General features: G+C 65.8%; 23 protein-coding genes and 1 pseudogene. 13 read left to right on the plus strand and 11 right to left on the minus strand.

Features of this window, described 5'->3' with window-relative positions; all coding sequences use genetic code 11:
- Positions 1-72: 72 nt before the first annotated feature.
- Genes QOZ89_RS26610 through QOZ89_RS26625 form a run of 4 tightly spaced genes read right to left on the minus strand, consistent with a single transcriptional unit; the run spans position 73 to position 1,087 of the window.
- Positions 73-276 carry a hypothetical protein gene (locus QOZ89_RS26610; protein ID WP_071049054.1) on the minus strand — a complete coding sequence of 68 codons (204 nt, stop codon included), beginning with the start codon at positions 274-276 and terminating at the stop codon, positions 73-75.
- A 6-nt stretch (positions 277-282) separates the two neighbouring features.
- Entirely contained in the window at positions 283-612 is a 330-nt protein-coding gene (locus QOZ89_RS26615; protein WP_312626028.1) for a cysteine protease, read from the minus strand.
- Positions 613-650: 38 nt separating this feature from the next.
- A complete protein-coding gene (locus QOZ89_RS26620; protein WP_312626031.1) occupies positions 651-830 on the minus strand; it encodes a hypothetical protein in 180 nt (59 codons plus the stop codon).
- A 59-nt stretch (positions 831-889) separates the two neighbouring features.
- Positions 890-1,087 (minus strand): hypothetical protein, encoded by a 198-nt coding sequence (locus QOZ89_RS26625; RefSeq protein ID WP_071049057.1) that lies wholly within the window; start codon positions 1,085-1,087, stop codon positions 890-892.
- Positions 1,088-1,716: 629 nt separating this feature from the next.
- Between QOZ89_RS26625 and QOZ89_RS26630 the strand changes: the two genes are divergently transcribed.
- On the plus strand, positions 1,717-2,115 hold the full coding sequence (locus tag QOZ89_RS26630) for a hypothetical protein (protein WP_312626034.1): 399 nt from the start codon (positions 1,717-1,719) through the stop codon (positions 2,113-2,115).
- A gap of 146 nt (positions 2,116-2,261) precedes the next feature.
- On the opposite strand, the gene QOZ89_RS26635 is transcribed toward QOZ89_RS26630, so the two are convergent.
- On the minus strand, positions 2,262-3,428 hold the full coding sequence (locus tag QOZ89_RS26635; RefSeq protein ID WP_312626036.1) for a helix-turn-helix domain-containing protein: 1,167 nt from the start codon (positions 3,426-3,428) through the stop codon (positions 2,262-2,264).
- A gap of 216 nt (positions 3,429-3,644) precedes the next feature.
- Between QOZ89_RS26635 and QOZ89_RS26640 the strand changes: the two genes are divergently transcribed.
- Both QOZ89_RS26640 and QOZ89_RS26645 read left to right on the plus strand, forming a co-directional pair.
- The gene (locus QOZ89_RS26640) at positions 3,645-3,860 is read left to right on the plus strand and encodes a hypothetical protein (protein ID WP_312626038.1); all 216 of its coding nucleotides are present in this window, start codon (positions 3,645-3,647) and stop codon (positions 3,858-3,860) included.
- 96 nt (positions 3,861-3,956) lie between these two features.
- A complete protein-coding gene (locus tag QOZ89_RS26645) occupies positions 3,957-4,442 on the plus strand; it encodes a hypothetical protein (protein ID WP_312626040.1) in 486 nt (161 codons plus the stop codon).
- A 12-nt stretch (positions 4,443-4,454) separates the two neighbouring features.
- Here QOZ89_RS26645 and QOZ89_RS26650 read toward each other — a convergent pair whose 3' ends face one another.
- Complete coding sequence (locus QOZ89_RS26650) at positions 4,455-5,801, minus strand: hypothetical protein (RefSeq protein WP_312626042.1); 1,347 nt, start codon at positions 5,799-5,801, stop codon at positions 4,455-4,457.
- Positions 5,798-6,679, minus strand: coding sequence for a phosphotransferase enzyme family protein (locus tag QOZ89_RS26655; RefSeq protein ID WP_312626044.1), 882 nt, complete (start codon positions 6,677-6,679; stop codon positions 5,798-5,800). Before QOZ89_RS26655 ends, QOZ89_RS26650 begins: the two co-directional genes overlap by 4 nt.
- A gap of 523 nt (positions 6,680-7,202) precedes the next feature.
- Between QOZ89_RS26655 and QOZ89_RS26660 the strand changes: the two genes are divergently transcribed.
- Together QOZ89_RS26660 and QOZ89_RS26665 are read left to right on the plus strand one after the other, a co-directional pair.
- Complete coding sequence (locus tag QOZ89_RS26660; RefSeq protein WP_312626145.1) at positions 7,203-8,732, plus strand: RNA-directed DNA polymerase; 1,530 nt, start codon at positions 7,203-7,205, stop codon at positions 8,730-8,732.
- A gap of 151 nt (positions 8,733-8,883) precedes the next feature.
- Complete coding sequence (locus tag QOZ89_RS26665; protein WP_312626046.1) at positions 8,884-10,305, plus strand: hypothetical protein; 1,422 nt, start codon at positions 8,884-8,886, stop codon at positions 10,303-10,305.
- Between the two features lie 10 nt (positions 10,306-10,315).
- On the opposite strand, the gene QOZ89_RS26670 is transcribed toward QOZ89_RS26665, so the two are convergent.
- Positions 10,316-10,540: a tyrosine-type recombinase/integrase gene (locus QOZ89_RS26670; protein ID WP_312626146.1), complete on the minus strand. Its 225-nt coding sequence runs from the start codon at positions 10,538-10,540 to the stop codon at positions 10,316-10,318.
- Between the two features lie 67 nt (positions 10,541-10,607).
- Positions 10,608-11,231 (minus strand): annotated as a pseudogene (locus QOZ89_RS26675) (tyrosine-type recombinase/integrase); the annotation flags it as partial.
- Positions 11,232-11,399: 168 nt separating this feature from the next.
- Here QOZ89_RS26675 and QOZ89_RS26680 point away from each other — a divergent pair.
- Positions 11,400-12,158 carry a hypothetical protein gene (locus QOZ89_RS26680; RefSeq protein WP_312626048.1) on the plus strand — a complete coding sequence of 253 codons (759 nt, stop codon included), beginning with the start codon at positions 11,400-11,402 and terminating at the stop codon, positions 12,156-12,158.
- 1,242 nt (positions 12,159-13,400) lie between these two features.
- Here the strand turns inward: QOZ89_RS26680 and QOZ89_RS26685 are convergent.
- Both QOZ89_RS26685 and QOZ89_RS26690 read right to left on the minus strand, forming a co-directional pair.
- Complete coding sequence (locus tag QOZ89_RS26685) at positions 13,401-16,706, minus strand: hypothetical protein (RefSeq protein WP_312626050.1); 3,306 nt, start codon at positions 16,704-16,706, stop codon at positions 13,401-13,403.
- A gap of 95 nt (positions 16,707-16,801) precedes the next feature.
- A complete protein-coding gene (locus tag QOZ89_RS26690) occupies positions 16,802-17,152 on the minus strand; it encodes a hypothetical protein (RefSeq protein ID WP_312626052.1) in 351 nt (116 codons plus the stop codon).
- 423 nt (positions 17,153-17,575) lie between these two features.
- Here QOZ89_RS26690 and QOZ89_RS26695 point away from each other — a divergent pair, with 423 nt between their 5' ends.
- The 7 genes from QOZ89_RS26695 to QOZ89_RS26725 all read left to right on the plus strand — a co-directional run bounded on the left by QOZ89_RS26695 (position 17,576) and on the right by QOZ89_RS26725 (position 25,927).
- A complete protein-coding gene (locus tag QOZ89_RS26695) occupies positions 17,576-17,851 on the plus strand; it encodes a hypothetical protein (RefSeq protein WP_312626053.1) in 276 nt (91 codons plus the stop codon).
- Between the two features lie 62 nt (positions 17,852-17,913).
- Positions 17,914-19,122 carry a hypothetical protein gene (locus QOZ89_RS26700; RefSeq protein WP_312626055.1) on the plus strand — a complete coding sequence of 403 codons (1,209 nt, stop codon included), beginning with the start codon at positions 17,914-17,916 and terminating at the stop codon, positions 19,120-19,122.
- Entirely contained in the window at positions 19,119-19,661 is a 543-nt protein-coding gene (locus tag QOZ89_RS26705) for a hypothetical protein (RefSeq protein ID WP_312626057.1), read from the plus strand. Before QOZ89_RS26700 ends, QOZ89_RS26705 begins: the two co-directional genes overlap by 4 nt.
- Positions 19,658-20,311 carry a hypothetical protein gene (locus QOZ89_RS26710; protein ID WP_312626059.1) on the plus strand — a complete coding sequence of 218 codons (654 nt, stop codon included), beginning with the start codon at positions 19,658-19,660 and terminating at the stop codon, positions 20,309-20,311. The genes QOZ89_RS26705 and QOZ89_RS26710 overlap by 4 nt, the downstream gene beginning before the upstream one ends.
- Positions 20,312-20,333: 22 nt before the next feature.
- Entirely contained in the window at positions 20,334-23,429 is a 3,096-nt protein-coding gene (locus QOZ89_RS26715) for a coiled-coil domain-containing protein (RefSeq protein WP_312626061.1), read from the plus strand.
- A 29-nt stretch (positions 23,430-23,458) separates the two neighbouring features.
- On the plus strand, positions 23,459-24,793 hold the full coding sequence (locus QOZ89_RS26720) for a serine/threonine-protein kinase (RefSeq protein WP_312626063.1): 1,335 nt from the start codon (positions 23,459-23,461) through the stop codon (positions 24,791-24,793).
- Positions 24,794-24,868: 75 nt separating this feature from the next.
- Positions 24,869-25,927, plus strand: coding sequence for a hypothetical protein (locus QOZ89_RS26725; protein WP_312626065.1), 1,059 nt, complete (start codon positions 24,869-24,871; stop codon positions 25,925-25,927).
- The last annotated feature ends 748 nt before the right edge of the window (positions 25,928-26,675 follow it).

The following is a 26,675-nucleotide window of genomic DNA, read 5'->3' on the forward strand; positions in this document are numbered from 1 at the left end:
GCCTTCGGTGGGGGGGGGGGGCGCGCCCGGGGGGGGGCCGGGCGGGCCCCCACCTCCCGGGAAATGGGGGATCTAGCTCCAGTGGATGGGCAGCGACCGGAAGAAGTCTCGGATGGCCGTGGCGACGTCGGTGAGTGTGGGGACGAATCCCGAGCCGGCCCAGAACCAGCCGAGCAGAATGCACACGATCGGCACGAGGCTACGAGCGCGTAGCCGGGGCGCGATCAGAGAGGCCGCGAGCAGGAGCCCGAGAAGAATGACGATTGTCGTCTGCATACCCGGCTAGACCTCGCTTTCGCTCTCGCTGTCGGTGGTCTCGGTCATCTCTGGCGGGATCTCGAACCCGGCCTCGGTGACCCATATGCGGTACGCGCCGCGCCATTCCCGGTAAGTCTTCTTTCGGTACTGGCGGATGAGGCGGTACGCCGCGTCGATGACGTCGACGACCTCTTGGTCGTGCTCCGGCGTGGACATGAACACGAGATGCAGAACCTCGGTAGCGGTGTAGGTCGCCATGTGGTCGGCGTGCGCCTTCTCGGACCGCAACGCCAGATCGTCCAAGGTCAGCGACCCGAGGTCGGCGGCCGAGGTCTTGCCGTGCGTGGAGGACATGACTATCCCTTCGGAACATCGGAAAGCGGGGAGGAGGGTTAGCGAATCGTCAGGGCGAGAATCTGCGGCGTGAACCGCGCGGCGGATGCGAGAAGCCACAGCACGGCGAGCCACACGACGGTGCCGACGCGACGTGGCTTCACACGGCGCCAGGACAGGCCCAGAACCAGCACGGTTTCCAGCAGCCACCACACGACGTCCGGGAACAGCAGCACCATTCCTGGAATCGGAGCGGTCGCGGGAGCTCCCGGGAACGGGTCGAGCCCGATGGCGAACCTCACCTACTGCGCCCGCGCTGCACCAGCGCGACCGCGCCCCAGACGAGGCCACCGACCACGAGGAACGGGCCCACGACCGGAATGGCGTACCGCGCGACGTACGAGACTGCGAACAGCACGAGGTATAGAAGCGCGATGAGCAGCGACCAGCGGATCAGCTGCCACAACAGGGAGGGGCGGTAAACATAGCGAGGCATGAGAGGCTCCCGAGGAAGTTGGCGAGAGATGCGCCGCCGGGGGTGTTTCCCGTGGCGCGCTGACATCGCCAGTATTGGCCTCGCCGCGCGGGTGTTTTGCCCCCGTTATTGGCCACGAATGTGCCCCAATAATTGGCGCTGCATTGACGTCGAAACGGGCCGCGTAGTGCCCGCGGAACTGAGCCGTGTCGTGGCACGGAACATGGCAGCAGATCGGCTACGGATCCGAGCAGGAGCCGCCCACCGCAGCGCCCAGAGCTGCCCTTTCTATGTGTGAGTCGTCAGGCCGCGCGCATCTTGGGCCGGAGCGCTCCCGTGGCCGGATCGGCGTCGGCCTAGATCCGGACCGGCGTCTCTGCGCACCGAGCCGCGCTCGCCGCGCCGAGTGCGGGATGCTCCCCACGTTGTCGCAGGCCAACGGCTCGGCAGACCGTCGCCGGCAAGCACACGTCACCAACTGTGGAGCGGACTCAGTAGAGGCTACTGACCGCAAACGTAGCGATCGGCGACAAAACGTGAGATAGTAGTTGACATCGCCCGTAAGCACCCGCGGTCGGGCAACACCAGACACGGAAGGAGGAACCGCGGCGGGGGAAGCGGGGGCCACACAGGCCCTTGCCGAACGCCACATGCACACCAACAGCAGGCCGGACGTTGAGACGGTCGATACCCTCCTCTGTAAGGCCCGACGCCACGGCGCCGGAGCCCCAGAGCTGGCACGACACAGACCGGACCTCGTCGACCTGCTCACCCCGCCTGACGGCACCAGCCCGAAAGCGCGGGCATTACCCGCCGAACGGATCATCAGAGCCGCGATCGACAGGCTCGACCCGCCGGCAGACCAGGCCATGAGGACTCTGTTCGGCCTGACGGCCGACACCCGGCGGAAGAGCGTCGCCTACCGCCGGGACGAAGCGGCGTACCTCATGAGCATCACCCCCGGCGCCTTCCGCCGCCCCCACCGGGAAGGCTCCATGATCCTCGACATCGCCTTCGAGATCGTGACCGCTGAATGCCCCCAGCGGTAAGGCGAGAAGCGGGCCGCGCGGAGCAACCAGCCGCGCGGCCCGATCGTTTCTGCGCGTGCTTGCAAAGTGCTAGCTGTAGTTAGCAGTCGAAGAAATGTCGGCCGATGGGCTCGGTGCGACGTCGGGCGATGCTTGCTTGCTGGGTGCTAACTGAAGCTAGCAAGTCGCTCGGCGTGGGCGTGGTGCATGAACGATGCGAGTAGGCGAGTGGCTTCACGCAACGAGCCAGGCGCGGACGGGGAGCGCTTCAGGTCGGCGGCTAGTTGGTCAATCCGCGCGATGGCCCGCCCCGAACAGATGTCGTCGGCGCCGTCGATGAGGCTGCCTACGGTCGACTCCGCATCGACCCAAGCTCCCGCGCGTGCTTGCGCTTGCGCCAACTGGGCGATAACCAAGGTGAGATAAAGATCGTCCGAGCGGGCGGTGAGGTACCCCTGCCAGGTATCTATGGCCGTGTCGTACCGGCCTAGATCACGGAAGAGCGCAGCCTTCTGCAACTGCATCTGTTCGTCGTTTATCCACCATGACCAGTACGGGTCCGACTCGCGTACCCCGTCTCCGTACTCGGCCATCGCCTTGAGCCAAACTCTCAGGGCCTCGCTGTCGCCGCGCCGCCCGAGGGCGCGTGCCTCCCGCACGTGGAACAGTGCGGACAAGCGCGGGGAAAGAGTCTGTTCCAGTACGCCACGAGTCAGATAGAGGGCCTCTGTCGCCCTGCCCGTCTCGCACAAGTGCATGGACTCGTTCTGGATCACAAAGATTTCCATACTGTGGTCGCCAGCCGCCGCCGCATGGCGCAGCGCTCTACTGTTCGCCCGATCGACATCGTCCGGCCGGGCGGCATCGATGAGTTGCCATCCGGCTACCTCAAAGAGTTCCGCGGCAGCCGCGTGCGCGTCCGAGTTATATCCGGCGCGGATACCAGCCTCGTCGATCCGCCGTTCAAACGCGTGCGCCGAGTCGAGAGCGACATTCGCGACGCGCATCCCACCGAAGGAGTGCTCCATGGCGAGTAGCTGCTTGACACGATCGCGCGCACTTTCGATGTGGGCGGCTCCGACCGGCTCTTTGGGAGCTACCCTGAAAGACTCGCTGGGCGTATGTGCTGGCGTGCCTTCGAGGAGATCGTCGAGATCGCTCAGCGATATTTGGAGGATCTCAGCCAGCGCCGAGCGTGTGGCGGGCTGAGGCTGTACCTCGCCGCGCTCCCAGCGAGCGACCGTCGACCGCGACGTGTGCAGGGCCTCCGCGAGGCTCTCCTGTGAGCGCCCCACGGCCTTGCGGCGTGCCGCGAGCCCGGAACGCTTCCCCATGGGTCAATTCTGCGCCATCGGTCCGGCCATTTTCGGACTGTCACCCCAACGTCGCGCCCACCACCGTGGAAGTGGCTCCCGGGCCGGTAGCCGCCAGACCCCGCCGGCCCGGGACGCCCAGTACCGAAGACCCACCCACACGACACAGCGCGGGACGGTGACCACGTGACCAGGCCACAGACTACGAAAGCCCAGCCGCCGGCAACGGTGGTGACCGTGAAGGTAGCGCCCGGCGCGACCATCGCCGAACTGGCCGCAAGCATCGCCCATCTGCCGGACGGCGCCGTGTTCATCGGCGGCTACGGCGACATCGGCGTGGTGCTCGTGTTCGGCCCGGCCGACGGGTCCGCGACCGAGCGGGACGTACTCGTGGCTGTGGTCGGCGCTCTGACCCCTGCCGATTTCGGCCGGCCGGGAACACCTCGGCGCTAACTTCAGCAAGCGCCCTGCAAGCGCAGGTAGAGGTCATCGTTCATCGCTGAGACCGTACGGCCGGATGATCGACAGCGGCCGGCGGAAGGGGAAGCCATGCCGGCCATAATGATCGAACTCGACGGGGGCACCGCTGTCCCGGTGCCGGTGACTGTTGGTCCGATTCGGCTGCCGCGCCGCCCGGGGGTGCTCGTGGACACTTACCCGCACCCGGAGTTCGTCCGTGCCGGCTGGCATCCGCCCGACACGGTGGCCTCCCGGCTCGCCCAGGACAACGCGGCACGGGTGCTCGTGGCCTGCCCGGCGCTCGTCTCTCCCGCATCCAGCAGGCTCGCGCTCGCGGTCGCACGCGTCCTCGCCGATCAGCGGGACGCGCTCCATGCCGGCCCGAGACCGGTCGTGACGTGCGGGGTCCGGCCGCGCTGTGGTTGGGAAGGCGGCGGGGTGATCGTCCCTCACCCGGTCACGGTCTTCATCCGGGGCACCGCGCAGTACCGCGTTGTCTGGGAGGTCACCCAAGAGGAACAGATCCCAACCTGGCGCGCCAGCCTGACACCGCTACCGGCGAACAGCGACGTTTGACGCTTCCCCTCGTCAGGTCCGATCGTCTGAATTGGTAGTGCGGCGAATCTGGTAGCGCTCGGCGAGAAGGAGAACGGCGAAGACTGCTCCGGCAGCAAAAATCATCCCGAGAACAGCCAAATACATGTCGTGATAGTGGGACCAGTCGAACATGGATCTGTTGCCGTCTACTTGGGTGTAGTTGCCGCCGAAGAATCCGAGGATGATTCCGATCGGAACGGCGATCGTCGACAGCAGGCCGATAGCGACACCGTAGCGTAGTCTGCGCAGGTCCCGACGCTGGGCGTCCAGGCCCGTTTGGGAAGCCTCTTCGGCGGCTAGGACCGACGTGGCGCGAGTGAGCATCGTGGAGACGGTCGTGATGCTGTCGCGCAGCCCTGTGCAGGCCACGAGCTGGCGGTGGAAGTTCTCGACCCGCAATGCCGGGATAAGAATGCCGATCTCGCACGCCGCCTCGACGCCGAACGTCAGAGATAGTTCCTGCTCGGCTAATTTCTCGTGGAGCCGAGCCAACTCGGCCCGGCGCGTCGGCGTGGTCATGGTGGTGCGCGCTGTACCGAGTTCGCGCACCCGGAGCAAGGTCTCGTACGCGGCGAATCTGACCGAGCGTATCTTGCAGGACGCTGCGACAACCTGCACTGCGGACAGCAGTGCGCAGTTTTCAATGTAGTCCTGTTGCGCGGCCAGTACAGAAACGTAGGCACCGACAGCCGCTCCGCTGGTCGGCCGGCGGTTGAGTTCGGCCGGATACTGAATCGACGAATACTGTGGGTTCGCGTCGAGATCAGCCCGGTAGATGAGCCGCTGGATCGTGTCCTCGGGCAGGGTGGCAGAGGTGAACACCATCTGGTGGCGCTGCGAGGTCAGCTTCAGCGGACCCCCACCGGTCTGCCGGACCGCGGCGTTCGCCCCGTCGAGCAGGTCAGCCGCCACCACATCGAGAGTGCTGCTACCAACGGTGAGGTCGTCGTAGTAGAGATCCTCGAGAAACGGGATCAGCGCGAGCGGATCGCAGTCAAGGTCGACGGACAGCACGGCGACCACGGGTCCAGCCTGGACGTCGAACAGCCACAGTCGCCCCGCCCGGATCGTCGCCGCGGTTCCTGCACCCCGGCGGAACGCCAACGTCGCCGGATCGAGATCGCGCACGGCCAGGACACGCGGAAGCTGGTTGTCGGCATCGCGGTAGAACCCTGCCAGCCGACCCAACCGTAGGTACGTCTCGGGAAGCTGGCCGTCGGCGCGTAGCAGGTCCGCCGTCTCCGCGCTAGTGGCGATCACGATGGACAGCCGGTGCGATGGCCGGGCCACGATCGGGTCAAACGGCAGCCCTGCGGCGGCCGGCGGAGCGGCGCTCAATGCACGTGCCAACGGGTCGCGGGCGGGCCGACCGGTTCACCGATGGTCCCAATCCGCAGCCTGATCTCATCGTCGATCACGGCCGAGGTCCCGTACTGCTGCAACAGCCAACTGACCATGCCCAGCTCCCGAAGCCGGACCAGCGTCTCAGCATCCGGGGATGTCCGTAGGTCGAAGCCGTACGCGGCGCAGAACGCCTGGTACTCGGACTCGGCCAGCCCGAAGCGGCGCACGGTCACCAGGTTCGGGACCAGGTCCCACTCTCGCGGGCCGCGGCAGACCTGATCAAAATCGATCAGGAGCAGGCGCCGTCCCGGCAGACACAGCACGTTGCCGTAGTGCATATCCCCGTGCATCACCCCTACGCCGAGCCGGTCTGACAGCCGATCGACCGCTGTCTCCAACGACGCGAGCAGGTCAACCAACGGCCCGGTCAACGACCGGTCGAGCCCGTCGCGCTCCGCCGCAGCCAACCGCGCCCGAATCAGCCCGAACGGCTCCCACGCGCCGAGGAGATCGGCTTCCGGCGTGGCCAGATCATGGAACTGGCGGACCAACCCGCCCAGCTCGAGGGCGCTCACTCGGCAGCCCTCATCCACGTCGTGCAACGTCCACAGCGTCACGACCCCGGTCGACGTCACAACCGGCTGCGCCAGCTCCGGCAGGTCGGCAGGCTCCGAAACAGGCATCCCACGCGCCGCGATCCGCCGTATGAACTCCACCGTCCGAGCGACGTCCACCGCCTCCGTAGACGGCCGAGCCACCCTCACGACCAGCCGCCGCTCCCGGAACGCGTACAGCGCGTTTTCCCCGAACCGCAACAACTCAAGATCCGGCGGATCCACGCCCAGCCGCGCCAGCACGTCGAACGCCGCCATCCGGGCGTCCGACTCCTTCCAAGCCACGAGGTCAGCCCTTCCGACCAGCCTGATCCGCTATTGCTACCACCAGGGGTGTCAAGGGTGGCCGTCGCTGCGGCTGCCTAGCGAACCTAGGACCAGCATCTTTGGCCTCGACCAAACGACCGCACGTCGTCAAACGCCGGGCTAGTGATGCGCCAGCAGGTGGCTGCCCCATCGCGACCGCGGGGCCGACAACAACACTTGTTCGCACGATCAAGGTCATGATCTCGTCCGTTCTCGCAGGCAGCCCGCCAGCCAGCGTAAGGCAAGCGAACCTGTCCGGTGCCCCGGTAGGCAAGGTAGGTACGACACGAGCCAGCTAGCTCGATCGCCGCCGTGAGGCATCACATGGGATCGGACAGCGACGTGCCGGCTGCTCGCCAAATCCCTGGTTCTAGGATCAACGCACGCCTGGAGACGGTGCCGCGCGACGGCCGCGCAGGCGCTCGGCACCTGACGAGGCGCCGAGCCTAATTGAGAACGACCAAACGGGGTGAACATGGGTCGGCAGGATGCCAAGGACTCGCTAGATATTAAGTTCGCTGCGGCTACGGCAAAGAATGAGCAATATGGCGACTGGTTTCGCGACCCATGGGGTTGGCCAGAGCTTTCCTACCTAGCTAATCATCCCGACCTCGTGGTGAGTCGAATATCGGACAGCGCCCGCGTCTTCGAGCTTCTAGACGTGCCGAAACACAATTTCGGCACACGACCGGCGGTCGTGATGTGTCCCGCCGATCGAATGATCTATCACGCGCTCGTTAACAGAATATCTGCGAAGATATGCGCTGAGATGTCGGGCTTTGTTTTCGGCTGGCGCCTCCCACGCCCGCCCGACAAGTCGTCGCACTACTTGAACAACGGCCAAGAGTGGCTCGAACTCATCGCTCGACGCCGAGAGTATGCCGATGATTGCGGTGCAGTCCTCTCGACTGATGTAACCAACTTCTTCGCGTCGATCCCTCCGCAAGGACTCGTTGATCGGCTGCACGATGAGGTCGGCTCGTCGGACGTCCTCGACTACCTTGAGGTGTTCCTAGAGACATACCGGCGGACACCGGCTAGGACGGGAATACCGCAACGCTCGCTGGCGTCAGCACTGCTCGCAAACTGCTACATCCGGCCCGTGGACGATGTGCTGAGAGGGTTTCAGAATAGACGGGGAATCAAGGCGCTGCGCTGGATGGACGACATTTGGGCATTCTGCCCAGATCCCGATGTGGCGCGGGAGATACAACTAGATATTCAACGCGAGCTTAGAAGTATCGAGCTTGAGATTAACCTCGGCAAGACGCGGGTCGTCGAGGGGCCGGGGGTTCAAGACTTTCTCGCGGACCATGAGCTTGAGCGCGAGGAACCAACCGTACAAGTGGCCCCAAGCGGGAGCCGCTATGTTTCCAATGGCAGTGTTGAAGATCTCGACCGAGCCGCTAATCGTCTGATTTCCGAGCCCGAGAACGCCGATCGGACGATGATTAGATATGTCTGCAGCCGAATTGTGGGGCTAGAGCAGTGGCACTGGATTCCGCGGATCCTCGAAGTCGTGCCCCGGTCGCTTCATGGCGCCGATCACTATTCGAGAATGATTCGCACATCGGGGCGCTCGCGAGAACTCGAATCTTGGTACCTGGACCTCACACAGTCGAGCATCGTTAACCGTCTACCTTGGGCCCAGGCGCAGCTGGCTCTAATGTTCCCGCAGAATTCTAAGTTCCCGAAAGTCAGCGAATTTTTGCTCCGTCGACTTGAGGGCTCCGTATCGGACTTGGATCTTGTGACTACCGCAGGCCGGTTGGTCGCTGCATGGGACCGCGACAACGCCATCAGCGTATTGCGACAGTTGGGTGAACGCCCGGGAACGCCCCTCGTTGCCCGCTCTTTGGCCCTCACGCTCCACAGTCTGAGCCGGGATCGAAAGCGTGTGCGTTCACTTCTTGGAGCTTATCGGGAGACTGAAGCGACGCTTCGGATGCTGGAAGATGGTAATTTCAAGCCCTTGAAAGAAACGAAGGACTTCGCCGGCGCTTAATGGCGTGGATGCATGCAACATGGATCAAATTGGCGGATTAGAATTACGAAGTTTGCCTTTCCGGTGCAGGCGCGGCGTCCAATTTAACTCTGGCTGGACGGGCGAGTCTCTCCCGCATAATTTTTAATTGAACGGCTGCGAAAGGTTACGGATGAGTGGAAAATCGAACTCGCGCGAGGAATCACTTTCGAGTGAAGTAGAACGACTCGCGACCGCCTTCATGTCTGTTAGCTTTTCTAGCGCGGCCGACCTGTGGCGGTTTCAGCTTGATCTGCTCGCCGTTCAAAGGGACATTCAAGGTGAAATTGGGAATATTAAAAGAATGCCGCTACCTCGCGGCGAGAAGAAGGAGTCGTTAGATAGATTTCGCAACCTTCGTTGGCAGGCCAAGCGGCTCGGAGACGCGTTCGGGTGGGCCTTGCTTGGCGGGAGTCAGAAGACGATACAAAGCCTAAGCGAAAATGAGAAAACACCAATATCACCTAGAGAGTCCGATCAGGATCTTGCTCTAATTGTAGTCGCACAACAGCTAGCCAATACTAGGAATGTATTTCCACTGCTGCACGATGTCACCGATGTCCTGAGGATCGGCGATATTACATTTATCGATGTTCATGACTCTCGTCGCAGGCACTCGACGGTCGAAGTAAAATCTCGAGTTATAGAGGAGCGCATAGATCAGGGGAAGCGGTCCCTCGAATGTAGAGTATCGTTAATTTCGCCAACATCGCTAGATCACTTGATTGCGGGTGACTGGACTCCTGACATTGATGACAGTCCGGTCGATCAAAGTTTAGGTCCGGCCGAGGAAAATTCCGGTCCCACCAAGAATAATCCACGGACCGCTCGGCAGATAAAGCGGATGTCGCGCGCTTTCCGACTCCAGAATGCCATCGACGGAGAATTGGTCGAGATTGAAGGTGAGCTACCCTCTCTCTCAATTCCCGTCAAATCTGGGATCGACCCGGACTGGCAACTCGTAGACCGTTTGCTACAACGTGCGCGATTGGTCGGTTACGCTTTCGAGCAGCTTGACGACGCGGTCGGCGTGGCTGCGTTCTATTCGCGGGATGAAGTAAACGTGCAAACTGTCATTGATACTCATATTCTGAAGGACATCGAGGGAATGGCCCTGCAGGCCGGCCTTCCCGGCTCTTTGGCGATCTTTTCAATCCCAGACGTCGAAAGAGAGCGGCCGGCATTGCATCTTCCCTTTCACTTGTACCCTATACCCCTGAACAATCGTATTGATCTCGCTGCCGGCCGGCTGGCAATATTTATCTTTCTTATGACCGGTCCAGTCTATAACGCCCTGGAGGCTGCAGGATTCACCGTCGTCCAGCCGACCGAGAACCCTGCGTCCACACCTCCCTATCTGTTGGTATCTAAGTATGTGGACTACCCAAACGAAGGGCGGATTCGCGTCGAGTTCAATCCATTTTCGCTGATCGCCGATGTCGTCTATGAATTCAGGAACACTGAGCATCTTGTCAACGCATCGATTGTCCAAGCGCAGTCAATGGCGGCCACCTTTTACGCCCGCATCTCAGGCTCAAATGACCGGGACGATTGAGATGCCGAACTTACAGACGATCACCAAGCGCCGCGCGTCGGTGCGCCTCGCGCGCGCGATCGTCGGCCGCTGACGCGGCATAGCGTCCGACCATCTCGCGGCTTCGCCATCCGGCCAGGCGCATGAGGTCCTGTTCCTGGTGGCCCGCGGCGAGCCAGGCATGGGCGAAGGTGTGCCGGAACTGGTGTGCATGGAGCTTGGGGACGCCAGCGTCGGCCGCGCGCCGTTCCAGAATCTGGCTTTACGCCTGACTCGGTCATCGGCCCCTTCTTGCCGAGCCAGAGCGCCGGGCTCTTGGCCTGACCGTGGCGGGCGCGGGCACGGATGTACCGGCGGAGGGCATCGGCGGTGCGGTTGCCGTAGGGGACGGCACGGCCGCGCCTGCCTTTGCCCATCACGTGCGCTACGTCGTGGTCGAAGTCGAGGTCTTCGACCTTCAGCCCGACCAGTTCACCGATCCGGATTCCGGTGTCCAGGAACAGGCGGATGATCGCGGCGTCGCGGCGGTTCTCGAAGCTGTTGCCCTTGCAGGTGTCCAGGAGCTTGCGGAGCACGTCGTCACCCAGGATGGGCACCGGCTGTTCCGGGACGGCGGGCGCGCTCATCCGCTCGAACGGCGTCCGGCTGATCTCGCCGTCTTCCACGAGCCACCGGAAGAGCTGCCGTAGGGACCGATAGTGCTTCGCCACGGTGGCGGCGCTGACGCGCTCGCTGAGCGCCACCATGTACGCCTCAACGTGCTCCCGGGCGATGGCGTTCGCAGCCCTCGGCATGCCCTGCTCGGTGAGGAAGGCGACGAACGACTCCCCACACGTCAGGTAGCTCTTGATCGTCGCTGGGGACCGGTTGAGGGCCCGCAGATGGCGGCGCCAGTCGGGGAGAAGGGTCGTCAGATCGTCGACAGGGGCAGCATCCGTCGTCTTCACGATCTTGAAGATACTCCGCTGTACGAGCGCTGTCCGGGACTCAGTACTCGCGTATTGCCTGGTGGTGGACCTAACGCACCACAATAAGAACCGTCTGATCTTGGTTCAGGGTCCTGAAATCACCGTCCGTCCGGTCTCCAAGCGGCTCCTGGCCAGGGACGATGTCCAGTGAGCGCCCAGTCGACGACATCATCCGTCGAATCGAACATATGTTCCGCACACCTGGCGGATTCGGAGGCTCCGGTCCGTCTGGTGACGGCGATCGTGGGAATCGTGGTCGGCTTGACGTTCCTCTTCGGCTTCGGCAACGTCGCTACGCTCGGTATCCGTTTGGGAGTTCCGACGTATGTCGCGTTCCTTGTAGCACCGGCAGTTGATCTTTCCATCGTGTCTCTTCTGATCGGCACACGACATCTCGCGCTGCACGGCGGACCCACGGAGGTGATTCGGTCGGCGCGGCGTCTGCTCATCTTCTCCAGCAGTGTATCGCTGGCCCTGAACATCGCGGAACCCCTGATCGCCGGCCACTACGGGAAAGCCGCGTTTGACGCGGTCGGGCCGCTTCTCCTTATTGGGTGGGCGGAGGTTGGACCTGGCCTGCTCCAAGCCATGCAGACGACGGGAGGCAATACACCGAGGCGCGTCGCGCAAAGGACGGAGGTCTTGCCTGAGTCGACAGTGACGGATCGACCCACGCCGGCTCCAAGTCCGTCTGACAGTATGGCTCTGGAACAGGATCTGCTCCACCGAGCGAGAGCCGAGGATGTGTTGCACTGGCAGCAGTACCACCGCCCGATCTCCGCCGACTCCCTGCGCAAGCGGCTCCGTGTCGGCGCCGGCACAGCTCGCCTGCTGGTCGCCCGGCTGCGCAGCGACACACACGTGACGCTCGATAGCCAAGTACCCGAGACGGCCGTGACCTTGTAGGACTCGGACAGGTCACCGCCATCCAGCCGCAGAGGCCGGCAGAACATCACGTCGGCTTTCACTCCGGTAGCGCCGTCCCGCGCGGTGAGCCGGCGAGAGTGGGCGGGTTCTCCCAGGGTCGGGGCGGCGATACAGGCGGCCCACTGCTACTGGTGCAGGTGGAAGACTATCTTCTCCAGGATCAGTGTGCGCCACATCTGTGGTTCAAGGCGGTCCGGGTCGGCATTCGTGCAGCCCACGACGACCCCCCGCTCTGCCCCAGCCTGATCGCCGGAGATCGCCTTCACGAAGGCTGTCCCGCTGCCGGTCGACGCCCCCGACGCGATCGAAGAGTGGACGACCGTGCGAGGAGTCGGTCGTCCGAAGTCAGCGAAAAGATCACCCTGCGTTTGGTCGGTTCGCCGACTACTTCCGCGACGTCCACGGATACGACCGGCTATCTGCGGTGGTCCGCCGGGTGGTCTTCGCCGTGCACCTCGCCTCATTCTCCGGCTTCACCACCTCGGTCGTCGCGCAGACCCCAGCTGCGCTCCCGCACGACACCCGTGCGGCGGCGGCGTCGGCGACCGACCGCTGCAGCTGCCGCTTTAGCCCGGGGCGCGCCGACAGAGGCGCAGGGTCGGTCTCGGCAGTCGTGACGTCGGCTGTCTTCGGGCAGATCGTCACCGACGGCCCCAGGCCGCTGAGCGTGTCCGCGAGCAGGGTCCGCCGGGCCGACAGGGGCGGTGGTCGCAGGTCCGTCCCGCGTCGGCAAGGACGTCGATGGCGACGAGCTGTGCTGGATGCTGGGCGGCCCACGCCCTGATACGCCGTTTGACGGAAAGACGGCGCGAGAAAGCGGCTATCCGAAGGTCGCTCGGGATTCCCGTTATTTCTGATCGCGTGCGGCAGGCACGGGTGAAGAACGCGTTGGAACCCGAGTGGGAAGCGCGGTTCGAGCCGAAGTCGTACGGCTTCCGGCCCGGACGCGGCTGCCAGGACGCTGTTCAGGCGGTGTACTGCACGCTCAACGGCAAGGCGCAGCAATGCGCCTGGCCTACCCGACGCTACGCTCGGTATCCGCTTGGGGGTGCCGGCGTACGTGGCGTTCCTCGTCGCGCCGACGGTCGACCTGTCTGTGGCGGAGCCTCCTTATGCGGCAGACACGTCACGCCCACCCGACCGAGCCCGCAACAAAGAAGATCCACTTCAGCCGGAAATTGATCACCTGGAGATCACAGAAATTCATCGGTGGATCGAGGTTCAGACATGTTCCACGGAGAGCAGAGCTGTATACTCGTCGGCGATACTCCGCACAACATCGGGTTCGACATGCACAAGGGCGTGCAGAGGTATGGACCAAGAACTCGTCCGGAGAGCAAGCAAGACAAACCTGCGTGCCGCAGGTTGGGAGGAGGCGGTTTTCGCCAAAGTGCTCAGGGCATCGGCCCGGCGGTTCAGGTCTGTTATCGAGCGGGCAACTACTTCGGCACGGTCGTACAAGTCTGCCTGAGTAAGTGCTTGAGCCACTGAAGCCAGAGCGTTCGCTTGATGAGCTGGTCTTTCGATCGAGCGGGCGAGCATCTCGGCCTGGTCGTACATGCCAGCCTGGGCGATTCCACCCGCCAGCGCGGCGAGTGCACGTGCGCGCCCGCTCGGGGTTGTGATCGGGGCGGTGAGTGCCTTGGCCCACTCGTACATCCCAACCCGGGCAAGCTCCCTGGCCAGATCGCAGAGGGCATGCACTTGACGGTACGGGTGGGAGATAGAGCGGGCGAGCGCCTCGGCTCGAGTGTACATACCGCCCTGTGTAAGCTCCTTGACCAAGGTAGCCAGCGCCTCCGCCCGCCTGTTTGGATTAGAAATTGAGAGGGCGAGCGCCTCGGCCTGGTCGTATTGTCCAATCTTTGCAAGCGCTCCGGAACGCGCAGCCACGGCCCGTGGCTGCCAACTAGGGTGGGTGAGCTCACGGGAGAGCAGTTCAGCTTGTTTATGCTTTCCGGCCAGCGCAAGCGCCCCGACCTGGCTGGCCAGGATCCGCGCCTGCGAGTTTGGGTTGGTAATTGACCGGGCAAGCGCCTCAGCTTCGCTGAATACGGAGGAAGCCTGGTCGTGCAGGCCTGCTAGTGCCAGCATCTTGGCTACAACCGCCAGCGCCTCGGCCTGCCGCTCTGCGGAATATTGCGATCGGGCGAGCCGCCTAGCCCTGTCGTACATACCAGCTTGGGCGAGCGCTCCGACTAGGGCCGTCAGCGCCCGTTCCCGCAGGTTGGTCATCGAGCGGGCGACGACCTCGGCCTGATCGTGCTCGCCGGTCTGTGCGAGTGCCGCGGCCACGGCAGCCAGGCATTTCGCCTGCCTGTCGGAATTCGTGATCGAGCGCGCCAGAGATTCTGTCTCATTGAGGATGGACGAGGCTTGGTCGTGTTCCCCGGACTGCGCCAGTCCGCTAGCAAAGCCGGTCAGCGCCTCCGCACGCCACTTTGGGTGCGTAATCGACCGCGCAATGGCCTCGGCCTTCTCGTGCATGCCAGTCCGAGCGAGCGCTCCTACCTGGGCAACGAGAGCGCCTATTCGCAGGTCCTGGTCCACAATGAAGGCGGTGACGGCCTCGGCCCGATCGTACAGACCGGCCTCTACAAGCGCTTCCCCCAAGGCTGTCAGCGCCTCGGCGCGCCGGATGGGGCGGGTGATCGACCGTGCCACGGCTTCGGCCCGGTCGTACCGGCTGACTCGAGCGAGCGCTGCTACCAGAGCGACTAGGGCGTCGGCCCGCAGATCCTGATTCGCGATCGAGCGGGTGACGGCCTCGGCCCGGTCGTACAGCCCGGCCCAGGCAAGCGCTTCCGCCATCCCCCTCAGCGCCCGTGCCTGCGCACTCGAGTCTGTGATCGACTGCGTGAAAGTTTCGGTTTCGCCGATTAGCAACGCGGCTCGGTTACGCATGTCACCTTGGGCGAGTATGCCCACCAGAGTAGCGAGTCCGCGAACCCGTAGATCCGGAATCGTGATCGACCGCGCGAGGGTTTCAATTTCGCCGATTAGCGATGCGGCTCGATCATGCATGCCTTCCTGGTCAAGCGCCCCGGCAACGGCTGCCAGCGTCCTTATCCGCCGGTAGGTGCTTCTAATCGTGCGGGCAAGAGCCTCGGCCCGGTCATGCATCCCCGTCTCAGCCAGCGTGACTGACAGGATTGTCAACGCCTCGGCTTGCCGACCTGGGTCAACGATCGACCGGGCAATAGATTCGGCGCGGATTGGATTACCAAGGAGCGCCCAGGCCGAGGGCAGACTGGTGGGAACGTTGGTGTTCCGGTCAGCGAGGGCGTCGCGGTGGACGGCCAGCCGGGCCATAGCCCGCAGGTCGGGTTCGGGCTGGGTGAGGACCACGTCCTGAGCAGTGGTGATCTCGCTGAGAGCGGCGTTGTCTCCGCCCGAAATATCGAGCATGCGGTCATGGCGGGCTCGGTCGGTGGCATAGGCAATCAGAGGAGAGAGGTCCTCTGCGGCGTGCAGAAGCTGGAAGTAGCCGCGGAGCAAGTACTCGGGTGTGTCCGGTGGCCAACGTCGCTCGCGGTAACACTCCGCCCAGGCATGTAGCCGCTGTCGGTATTCCGCGAGCTGCTGGCCGCCGAACTCGGTCACGGCTGTCTTCTGCAACTCCTCATGACCCAAGACGTACATGGCTGGTCCCGAGCCTGGTTGCCAACCACTGCTTCGGACGGTGAAACTGCGTCCAGCCACGGTCCCCAGCTGTTTGGCGATCTGCCGCGGCGCCAGCCCGGTCAACTGCGCCAAGTCTGCGGCGCTTAGGCCACCACCCGCAGCGGTGAGTATACCTAGTAGGTCGCGTTCGTCGGGTGTTCCTTCCAGGAGCCGCTCGAGTTCGCGTTCCATGTCGGCGCGGACAACTCGCGCCAACTCGGACGTCGACAGCTCTCGTACGACTCCTGGTTCGCGCAGCGGATGAAGATCGTCGATATCGCGCGGAATGGGTGGGCTCGGCCGACCGGATACGATGACCCGCAGGCCTGCCGGTGGGCGGGCCGGCAGGAGCGAGGCAATGCTGTGCCCCTGTGGACCACTCGCGCCAAGGTCCTCATCCAGTCCGTCGACGAGTAGGATTAACCGCTCGCCTCCCTGCTGGCAGGCTTCAGCGGCCTGCTTCAGCATTCCGAGGAGGTGGGGCTCCCGGGTGGCCTCGGTCAGGAAGGCCGGCATAGGCTCGCCTAGCATGTCAGCGAGCTGTTCCATCAGCACGTCGATGAACGCGTTCCGGTCATTCTGGCTGGCGTAACGGGCCGTCACGAAGAACGACACCACCCGAACCGCCGGCGGCGGGTGCAGCACGAACCACGACAGCAGCGCTGACTTCCCGGACCACGCCGATGCCCGCCACCAGCAGTACGTCGGCGATGGATCCGGCCGCGTGCAGAACTCGGTCAACTCGGCGAGTTCCTGCTCTCGCCCGACCAGTTGTTCTGGCGCGATCCGCGCAACCTGCTCTTTGTAAGCCGACCGAACTACCGGTCCGAGGGTGACGCTTCCGACATGGCCGCTGATTGCCAACCCACCGTGGCTCGCTGTCGCGGGACCAGTCCCACGCACCGTCACCTTGTCTGCCATCTTCGCCCCGCCCGCCTGACACCAGCGCGGCCGCCCGGTCAGCTCAGGTCCACTCCGGAAACCGCCTGCCCTCCGCTGGTGGCGTCGGCCTCCCCGGTCACATCCACCCGCAGTGTCGACTTCCCTGGAGTCCCGGCGATCCCGGTAACAGCCCGAGACGCTACGCCGGTCGCCGTCGCATCGCCGGTGTCCTTCACCTCGACCTGCCTGCCGGAGCCGGTAGCCGACAACAAAGCTAGAACCCCCACGCCGACGGCGGCGACGCCGGCGACTGCCGCGACGGCGGTGGCGATCCAGGTGCCCGGGTTCTCGCCAGTCACCGCGAGAACGGCAGCCGTCACGCAAACGGCCATGCAAGTCAGCAACAAGACGATTTTGTACGTGCTCACGGACCCATCATCATCGACGTCCCCCCGGACGCCCCCAAGGGGTGGCACATCCGCACGCCTCGCCGGTCCGGTTCGCCCGGTTTAAGGGTGATGTAGACAGGTTAGGGACTGGCCCCCGCCAGGTGCTATGCCTCCAGCCCGAGATCACTGGGTGGGACGCGCACTTGGGACAGCGGATCGAGGGTTCCATCGGGTCGTTGGGACGCAATGCCACAGCGCACCAGTCCGGAAACCCACGTCGTCCGCACGGTGCTGGGACACGGCCCACTGCCGAGACTCAGCCGTTACCAAGGGCAATCGATTGCTTTGAAGCCAGACGAGGCTCGAACCATCGCGCCTGCCGGCCCAGGCGGCGAGCGCGGTGGCGGCGAGCGCGGTGCGTGTCGTCCGCGACGGTGACGGCCTGGTCGGGGTGTCGAGCGCGTGTGCGAGCGCGAGATGCACGACGGCGTCAGCGCGGTCGGCTGGGCTGGTGGCGCCGGTGGCCGCGAGGAGGGCGAGGTCGGCGAGCAGCGCTGGCTGGTCGCGGTCGGCGACCGTCCGCAGGATCTGCGTGCGGTGGGCGAGCGTCGTGCCCGCGGCCAGCGCGAACGCGTCGTCGGCGTGACCAGCTGTGGCGGCGGTGAGCAGGCAACGGTGCCATGCCCTTGTATGCACCGTGCGGACCGCGTGCAGCTTGCCGCCGGCTGGGCCGCCTGAGCGCCACCCAGCCCCGGCTGTCACCTAAGGTTGTCGGGCTAGGCTTATATAGTGATGATGTGGTGGATGGGCAGCTTGGGCTGGATGCGGTGGCGGCCGAGCATGCTGTCGTTTCTGTGTTCGAGCAGATTGTTGCTGTGCTGGCGCGCCAGGCAGACGCGGCGATTACCGACGCGGCCTTGTTCCGGTTGGCGGACACGTTGTTCGCAGCGTTTGCCCGTGCGGGCGAGGACGGGCTGACTGCGGAGCAGATCAGGTCGGCGTGTGCCGCGTTCCCGGCTGACGTGATCGAAAATCGCGTGGGTGTCCTGCGGAGGCTCGGTGCTATCCAGCCAGCGTTCGGTAAGCCCTACCAGCGCGTGTACCGGGCGTCGTTCACCAGCTATGTGTCGATGCTGTTCGTCCAGCGGATGCTGGCCCGAGGGGGCCAGTCGGAGCTGCACCAGCTCCTGACGATGGAGAAGATCAGGCTGGAGGGCGGGCAGGGCACTGTCGAGGAGGCTCGCGAGGTTGCGGTCGGGGTCACGACGGCGCTGCGGCTTCTGGTCGCTGAGCTTGTGGCGCTGACTGTCAGCGGCACAGTGGAGGAGTTGCGGGAGCGCGCCCCGTTGCTGTGGAACGCGAAGTCGCTGATCGATCGGGCGTCCGAGGTGCATGAGATCCTGCTGGTGGTCGGGCCGGAACTGGGCCGCTGGTGCGGGCAGCTGCGCTCGGCGATCGCCGCCTATGAGGATGCCTCGACGAACGCGTCGGCGCGTCTGATGGCTGCGGCGGGCACCTCACGGGCGCTGGACCTTCTGCCGCCCGAGATGTGGAAGCGCTTCGCGCGGCGGGCGCACGTGGACGAACTCGCGGCGGTGTTGGCCGACCAGGTCTTCGACGCGCCTGCTCCATGGCACGATGCTGCCGACCTGGCAGAGGCCGTGGCCGGGACGCCGCGGCCGGCCAGCGGCCGTTCGACGCCGCCGCGTTCCCGGGTTCCCGACGGCGACGAGCAGCTCCCGAGCGAGTGGTCCGACGTGGAGGCCGAGCGGCTGGCAGCTATCGCAGAGGAGGTGCTCGGCGGCAGTGACGCTGTTGCTGTCGAGCAGCTGCTGTCGGACACGGACTGGGTAACGGCGCGCCGCGTGCTGGCCGACCTGGTTGCCGTGAGTAACAACGCCCGGCTCGGCTACCGGCTGGTGTGGTCCGGCACGGTCGAGGTGCGACCGGGCAGCGTGCCGTCCTGGCTTACCCACGGCGTATTCGAGCGAACGCGGACGCCTGCGTGAGCGGCGCGGACGCGGCGCTGTGGTGGGCGCGGGCGCGGGCGGAGGGACCGTTGCGCGTGCCGTCGGCGACCCGTACCCCGGTTGGCATGCGCCGGCTGGTGGAGCGGGGTGGTGAGCACTGCTGGCTGCTGCCTCGCCCGCCCGACGACGTGACCCCGACCGTGCTGCGCGAGCTGCGCATGCAGGCGCTCCCAGCGGAGCACCCGAACGAGACCAGCCGGGTCTTGGCCGCGGCGTTGCGCTGCTGCTGGACCGACGCGCAGGCAAACCCCTGGCCGGGGCAACTGGCGACAGTGCGCGACGTGCTGGACGTGGTGGACCAACTCGTCCCCCGACGCGGGGAGGAGGTGCTGCACCGTCTCGGGAGGGGGGCGCTCCGCCGCCTGCACGCCAGCTGGTGGCTGGACGTCGATGATGAGGCGCAGCAGGTTAGCCTCGGCCCCCGGGTGGCTACCTGGCCGGACCAGGACCTTCCCGCGCTGCGGGCGCTATGCCGCGAGCTGCCGTGTCCGCGGCCCGACCCGGGGCCGGACGGGTGAGCGGCTTGTTCGACGACTTGCTCCAGCCGCTCGGCGACAAGCAGCGCGACGCGCTGGTGGCCGCCTGGGCGGCCCTGGAGTACAGCAGTGAGCCTGCCAGCGAGGCCGCGCTGCCCGCGCTCCGAGACGCGGCGCTGCGTCATCTCCTTGACCAAATGCTGCGCCGAACCGGCCGCACTCTCGTCCACGCAGGCGCTTACCTGTGGACCTCGGGATACCGCGACGACATTGCCACCGAGCTCGCGGCGAATGGGTGGGGCGTACTTCCGCCGCTGGAGCGGGCCGCGCTAACACTGGTGCTCATTCACTCGGTCGCGATCCCCCAGGCAGAGGGCCGCCTAGCCAGGGACGACTGGGATTCCCCTTATCCAACCACCCCGACCAGCCTGCGGAAGCTATCGCAGGTATACAGGCAGCGGCGCCTGTCCGATGCCCTCCAGTGGCTACGCGCAGCCGGGCTGATCCGCGTGGTACGCGGCGCCGATCCCGAGATGGCCGGCGCCTCCTACGTCCCGGGGCCGGCGCTGCGCCGGCTCACTCCGGCCGCGCGCCAGCGCCTGCAGGAGAACCTGATCTTGGCTGTTGGCCCGGATACCGCGCTCGCCACAGCGATCACGGTCCGCAGGAACCTGAGCCGTACCCAGAGTTAACTCATCTCCCCAGGAGCGGCTTATGAGCGGCGGCACGCCGCAGGCAGAGGACATCGTCGGCAACCGTGTCCTGGTCGGCCTGCAGAGCGTGCGGATCTCCCGGCTGTCCACGCATCCCGTCCCGGTCGCCGCCGGCACCCTCATCGCCGTGGCTGGCCAGGGGCCGAAGGACTCCAACGGGGCGGGAAAGTCCTCGCTGATTGCCCAGGTCAGCCTGCTGCACGCCGATGAGCAGTGGCGCTTCGGCTCAGGTGCGTCCGCCGCGGTCGACCTGCTGTTCAACGCCGAGGACGCCGGCGGCGAGGACCGCTGGGGCAACGCCGACCACGGGTACCTCATCGGCGTGTTCGCTCCCGCCGCCGGGACGCTGAAACAGCTCCAGGCAAGCGCCCTGACCGTGTGGGTCCGCATCGACCGCAGCAGCCAGAAAGGGCCCCGGCTGAAGCTGCGCTGGCAGGATGGCCTGCACCTGCCCACCGGGAACAGCGAAGCCGAACGGGAGCACGCAGCCGACTCGCTCTGGCAGGCCCTGCCGCCACGTGCCGGACGGCACGACGTCGGGGCCCGCGACCTGCCCCGTACCCTCTACGGCGAGCACGTCCGATGCGTGTCGTTCCTGTCGACATCCGTGCGAGCCAGCGCCACCCCGAACCTGCTCGCCCAGCCACTGAATGAGATCTCCGAGCGGCGGATCTTCGAGGCGATCGCCGCGCTCACCGGCATCGACCACGAGCTGGAGACGGAACGCCAGGCCCGCCGCCACGAGTACGACCGTCAGAAGGAAGCCAGCGACGCCAAGTCCGTGCTGGCGTCCTGGGAGGAGCGCGCCCAGGTCATCGAGGACGGCATCGACGCCCGGGACCGGGCGCGCGGGAACGTCACGGAAGCGGCCGGGCGCTGGCGGTCGCGCACGGCACGGCTGCTACTTGATGCCCTCCAGCGTGGCGCCGAGATCCAGGCAGATATCGCCGAGATCAGCACCGCGATCGACCGCGACAGCGAAAAGGTACGGGAGCTGGTCGGGCAGGTGGCGGAGCTGGCCGATGACGAGGCGTTCACGCAGCGGCAGCAGGCAGCGGTGACCACGTTCGGCGCGCTCGACGGCGATGACCGCGAGCTAGGCAACCAGATCGCGACCCTCGTGCAGCAGATCGAGGAGACCGACCGCCGCCTGCGCGCAGCCAAGGACACGGCCCGCGACGCCGACGGCCGTGACGAGGATACCGCCGACCAGGAACGCTCCGATGCGGACTCTGTTCTGGAGGGGGCGATCAAGGCGGTCGGCGTCGCCGAGAGCACACTCGCCGACGCCCAAGCGCGACTGTTGGACGCCGAAAGCGGCAGGGACCTGGCCCGGCAGCAGATCGACCTCCTCGCCGCCGAGGGCATCCGCGCTATCGGTCTGCTCGACGCCGTCATCCTCGACGACTGGCAAAGGCCGCTGTGGGAGCCAGCCCTCTGGCCGTACCGCGAGGCGGCCGTCGTGGACTCCGGCCAACTCGACAGGGCCAGCGTGCTCTTGGCGGACATGCCCGGCTCGATCCTGATCGCTGCCAACCTTGCCACGAGCGCGTTGCCCGGAAGGCTGCCGGGCAACGCCGACCCGCAGTACGACCTCCGCGGCTTCCTGGCGGCCCTCGACGCGCGGACCATGGCCCGCAGCGAGCCCGACCGTGTCCACGACGATGCGGGGATCGTGATCGTCGGTGGGTTTCCCGAGCCGGTGACCGGCCGCGCCGCCCGCATCGCCGCTGCACGGGACCGCGTCGACCGGGAATCCCGCAGCCACCAGAAGGCCAAGGACGGACAGGAGGCCGCCGGGCGGCTCGTCGCCGCGGCCAAGCGTCGGCAGAAAGGCGCACGAGCCGCAGCCGAGGCCGGCCGGCTGGACAGGGAAATCGGCGGCCTGCGGAAGAAAGACGAGGCCGCCAGGGATGCGCGCGCGAAACTCGCACCGGCGCTCAGCGCGGCGATAGCCGAGCGGGACGAGGTACTCCGCCTGGTGGGCGTCCGACAGCAGCAGATCGAGTCGCTGCGGCGTCAGAAGACCGCCCTCGATGATACGAACAAGACCCGGCGCAAGCACCGCGAGAGCCTCGAGGACGAACGATCGCAGCTTGGTCTCCCGGAACTGGCCGCCGACTGGGACGGCACCCCCGACTCTGCCAGCGCGCACCTGCTCGCCCTGCCGGACAGCCAACAGTCCTGCACGGCCGACGACTGGTGGGAGGATGCCCGGGGCCTGATCACCACCGCAGTCTCCGAGTGCTTCCCACCCTCCGCCTCGGCCAGCATGCCGACGGAGATCACCAGCCTGTGGGCAGAGTTCAGCCAGCGCGGACCCGGCAGCAGCCGGCGGGCACAGACCGCCTTCGCCTCGCTGCGCCACGCACTCCACGTGCACCTGCGCCTCCATGAACAGAGCGACGAGTACGAGCGCCGGCAGATCGGCATCCAGCGCGAGGAACGCCACAAGAGCCTCGACGCCGCGCGACTCGGCCACGAGGAGGCGGTCCAGGCCAGCCGGGCATACCGCGGGGCGCTCACCTCCGCCATCAAGAAGAAGCTGGCTGACGTAGCAGGCGAGTTCGACCGGCTCGACAAGACATACGGCGGGTATGGGGCTTCGCTCCAGTACGACGAGCCTCCGCCGCCGGCCGACCCCACCGAAGCGTGGGACTGGAAGGTCACGCCGATGTGGCGACGCGCCGAGGGTCAGCGCCCGATCCTCTACAATCGGCGAGCCAATACCGCGCAGATCGACGACCGAGCGATCAAGCTCGTCTGCGCTGCTGCGGTCGCGAGCGGCACAGGCCGCCCGCTGGTGCTCGTCCTGGACGAACTCGGCCGCAACCTCGGCAAGCAGCATCGCCGCGAGACGGTCGCCCTGCTCGGGCAAATCGGCAGGGACAGCGGCATCACCGTCGTCGGGGCACTGCAAGACGACATGGAGCCCTACGCCATCGATGCCTGCGGCCAGTACATCAAGCTGCGCCGCAGCTCAGACTCCAGCCCGTACAACGAGCAGCCCGTCGTCGTCGGCTATGACGAGCATGCCCCACGCGTCGAACTGCTCCGCGCCTGGCTGACCGGCAACGAGTACCGCGAGCCGGAATGACCGGCCGTCACCACCCGCGAGGCTTCGCGATGCGCCACCTCAGCGTCTACCCCGACCTCACCACGTACGCCGTCCCCCTACCCGACGGCAATTACAACAAAGACCGCAACGGCAACCCGAAGATCACGCGCGTCACCCTTGAGCCCGAAGGCTACCCGGCACCGCACCGCCCGGACGGCCTGACCGACAGCCAGTGGGCCTTCGTCACCAGCGGCCCCCACCGGTGGCAGTCCGTCGTGACCACGTTCGGCGACCGCGCCGAGGACATAGCCGCAGCGCTGGCGCGCAGCGGCAGCATCGTCCTCGAATGTGACTTCCGCGACGCCCGGGTGGTCCTGCCACCACGTGGCTGGTCTCCTCATCCTGACCTGCACGCGGCCACGGAGGAGCACACCAACCAGCGTGCTGCCCGTCGAGCCGCTCAGGACGACGAGGCACGCCGTCTCTCCGCCGAACTTGCCCCCTATCCCGCCGCCGGGCCACTGGTGACCATCCTCACCACGCGACAGGGTGGTCCGTACCGCGACCACGCTATTGAGGCCGCCCGTGTCCTCCTCGCCGACGGCACCCTGCCCGGGACGGGCGAGGACGCGCCGTGGGCCCCTGTGCGGTGGCTCAAGCGCGGAAAAAGGACGGACTACGGCATGTCCCCGGAACCGATCGACGAGGGTGGTCAAGGCGCAGTATTCCGTGCGGTGCACAAGCTCACCGGCATCACTATCGCGCTGAAGCGGCTCCGCTTCGGCGATGACGACGCTGTGCACCGCATGGGACGCGAGATTGAAATGGGGCAGCGGTACGGTGCCCACCCGAACGTCATGCCGGTGCTGGATTCTGATCTTGACAGCCGGTGGTTCATCATGCCGCACGCGAATGGCAGCGCAGCCGATCACGCGGAGCGGCTGCGAGAGACTACAGCCCTCCGAGGCCTCGTCGAGGCGACCTGTGAGGGCCTGCGCCAACCCCATGCGGATGGCTGGACTCACCGCGACATCAAGCCCGCGAACATCCTGCTCCTGCAAGGCCGGTGGGTCGTAGCAGACTGGGGGCTAGGACGGCGTCCCCGAGGACAGACCAGCGTTCCCCGCCGCACACACACCGGCTCGAGGTTCGGGTCCGAGGGATTCGCAGCTCCCGAGCTGCTATCCGGCAACCCCCATAACGCGACGCCCGCTACCGACATCTACAGCATCGGACGGCTCATCGGCGCCATCCTGACTGGGCAGCCTCCGGAGACGAACATCCCACTGCTCCCGGAGACCAGCCCGTGGCGGACGGTAGCGGCGGAGGCAACCCACCGCAACCCGGCGGACAGACCGCAGGACGTGGGCGAATTTCTCCGCCTTCTCAAGGACATCCCGTAGCCGTTACGCATGCACCCCATCGCGGCCAGGCCGCGAACCTGGTCCGCACCACCGGCCGAAAGGGTCCAGTCGTCGATGACGCGCATCGCGCTAGAGCCGTACTTCCTGCACCAGGATCAGGTCCAGTCTCTACTCGGAGACCAGCGGTCGGAGTCCGCGCTGGCGCGAGCGGCCCGCAGGAGCGATCCTGCGGCGGCGCTGCCCTACACGCTTGCCTCAGAGCTGGCCAAGGCACTCCCCGCGCTGGGCATCGGTGAGCTGGCAAGGTGCGTCCTGGAGCAGAACGTCCGCTCGGGGCAGGTACTTGGCGCGGAGTTGGAGTTCGCCTTCCAGCGAGACCGGGACCACGATGCGCCCGGCTTCAAGCCCGTCACCTTCACGGCGGTGCTAGACGCGGGCAAGCCGGTGCACGTGGCTGGCACCTTCAACTCCGCGCGGACGGCCAGTTCGTCCGCGACCAGCAGCCTCACCGGTAGCAGGCGGGCCTACCTGATCGGAACAGTCACCGACCTCGCCGCAGAGCGGATCGAGCTTAGACCGGTCTTCATCGGAATTAGGTCGTTCGTCGATGACGACCTCGCCGCCGACGAGCCGGCGCCGGGGCTGCGCGTGTACCCCAGCGATATCGGCCAGTTCAGCGGAATCGACTTCGCGTCCCCCCTCACACAGGCCGAACTCGACGCGGTTCTGCGGGTCCCGGAGGAGAAGGTAAAACGCGCCTTCGCTGGGCTGATTGGCGAGTCACACGTTCCGAAGGACTGGGGTGGCGAACGCTCCGATCTCTATACATCACGGGTGTTCGCCCGCGGACGCCAGGTATCGGCCGCGTGGCTGTTCAAGGGGCCTGGCCACCCTCGCGCGATGGACGTCAAGGCCCTGGGCAAGAACGGCGACCAGATCGACCGGCTGTTCACCGAGCCCGCGGAGCTACTCGTGCTGCAACACTGTCATCAGATCAAGCCGAGCGTGGTCGGCATGATGGACTCCTACGCCCACGACGCCCGGCGCCCCCGCTCTTACATGATCATCGACGGGGCCGACACCGGACGCATCCTGAGGTCGCTGGGCCTGCTCCCGGTAACCTCAGCACATCCGCCTCCGCAGAACCAGGGAACGGGAACCCCACGATCCTGATCGGAGGTCACCAGCGAACTCGGGAAGGCGTCGGAACGGGGCAGCCAGACGGCAGAAGCCCGCGAGGAGATTCCCTGCTCGCTGATCCTACCGAAAGACGTGGTGCCGAACCTCAGCAAGGCCCTCAAGCACCTGCCGGACGCGCCAAACAAGTGGACCTTCATCCTTCTCGATAGATCTGGAGAGGGATCGATTGAGCCTCTAGAGATGGCCATTCGGCGACTGTGGGATGGTCAGCACTCGCCCCGGCGGCCCAATCGGGTTCTCACCGCAAACGTTGGAGGAAGCGCACGCCGCCGTTCATCTCGCCACACCGGCCATGCAATTGATCTCCAGCGGACTTTTTACTCACACCCGGTGAGCAGTGCCGCCAGCGCTCACGAGAACCGTTCATAGCCGATTTTGCATTGCCTCTTCCGGACGACGCAGGGGGCGGCCTCAGTACCAGCGTCCAATCTCCCCCCGAGACCCTCCGCAACGGCTGCACGTCGGCGCAGATAGGCGCGGTCACTGGTGTCGCAGATACGAGCCGACACCCCCAGTCGATCTCATACCCTTGACTTCAACGATCACGCCGGGCAGGCTCTGCGGCGTAGTCGACTGTGAGCCACCAACATCGGCGGAGATGTTGTTCTGCGGTCTCGGTCCGGACATCGTCCGGGCGGCCGACTGATCCCGTTAGCCCGAAGTCAGGCAGTGCGAGGGTCAGCGGCTGGTGCGGGCTCACCGCACATACTTACTGTCAGTG

It is taken from the genome of Pseudofrankia coriaricola, assembly GCF_032027725.1.
Classification (GTDB): Bacteria; Actinomycetota; Actinomycetes; order Frankiales; family Frankiaceae; genus Pseudofrankia.

Bases quoted from the DNA above. Each gene is read 5' to 3' on its own strand.
- QOZ89_RS26610 (WP_071049054.1), bottom strand. From the start codon at position 276: ATGCAGACGACAATCGTCATTCTTCTCGGGCTCCTGCTCGCGGCCTCT.
- QOZ89_RS26615 (WP_312626028.1), bottom strand. From the start codon at position 612: ATGTCCTCCACGCACGGCAAGACCTCGGCCGCCGACCTCGGGTCGCTG.
- QOZ89_RS26620 (WP_312626031.1), bottom strand. From the start codon at position 830: ATGGTGCTGCTGTTCCCGGACGTCGTGTGGTGGCTGCTGGAAACCGTG.
- QOZ89_RS26625 (WP_071049057.1), bottom strand. From the start codon at position 1,087: ATGCCTCGCTATGTTTACCGCCCCTCCCTGTTGTGGCAGCTGATCCGC.
- QOZ89_RS26630 (WP_312626034.1), top strand. From the start codon at position 1,717: ATGCACACCAACAGCAGGCCGGACGTTGAGACGGTCGATACCCTCCTC.
- QOZ89_RS26635 (WP_312626036.1), bottom strand. From the start codon at position 3,428: ATGGGGAAGCGTTCCGGGCTCGCGGCACGCCGCAAGGCCGTGGGGCGC.
- QOZ89_RS26645 (WP_312626040.1), top strand. From the start codon at position 3,957: ATGCCGGCCATAATGATCGAACTCGACGGGGGCACCGCTGTCCCGGTG.
- QOZ89_RS26655 (WP_312626044.1), bottom strand. From the start codon at position 6,679: ATGGCGGCGTTCGACGTGCTGGCGCGGCTGGGCGTGGATCCGCCGGAT.
- QOZ89_RS26660 (WP_312626145.1), top strand. From the start codon at position 7,203: ATGGGTCGGCAGGATGCCAAGGACTCGCTAGATATTAAGTTCGCTGCG.
- QOZ89_RS26665 (WP_312626046.1), top strand. From the start codon at position 8,884: ATGAGTGGAAAATCGAACTCGCGCGAGGAATCACTTTCGAGTGAAGTA.
- QOZ89_RS26715 (WP_312626061.1), top strand. From the start codon at position 20,334: ATGAGCGGCGGCACGCCGCAGGCAGAGGACATCGTCGGCAACCGTGTC.
- QOZ89_RS26720 (WP_312626063.1), top strand. From the start codon at position 23,459: ATGCGCCACCTCAGCGTCTACCCCGACCTCACCACGTACGCCGTCCCC.
- QOZ89_RS26725 (WP_312626065.1), top strand. From the start codon at position 24,869: ATGACGCGCATCGCGCTAGAGCCGTACTTCCTGCACCAGGATCAGGTC.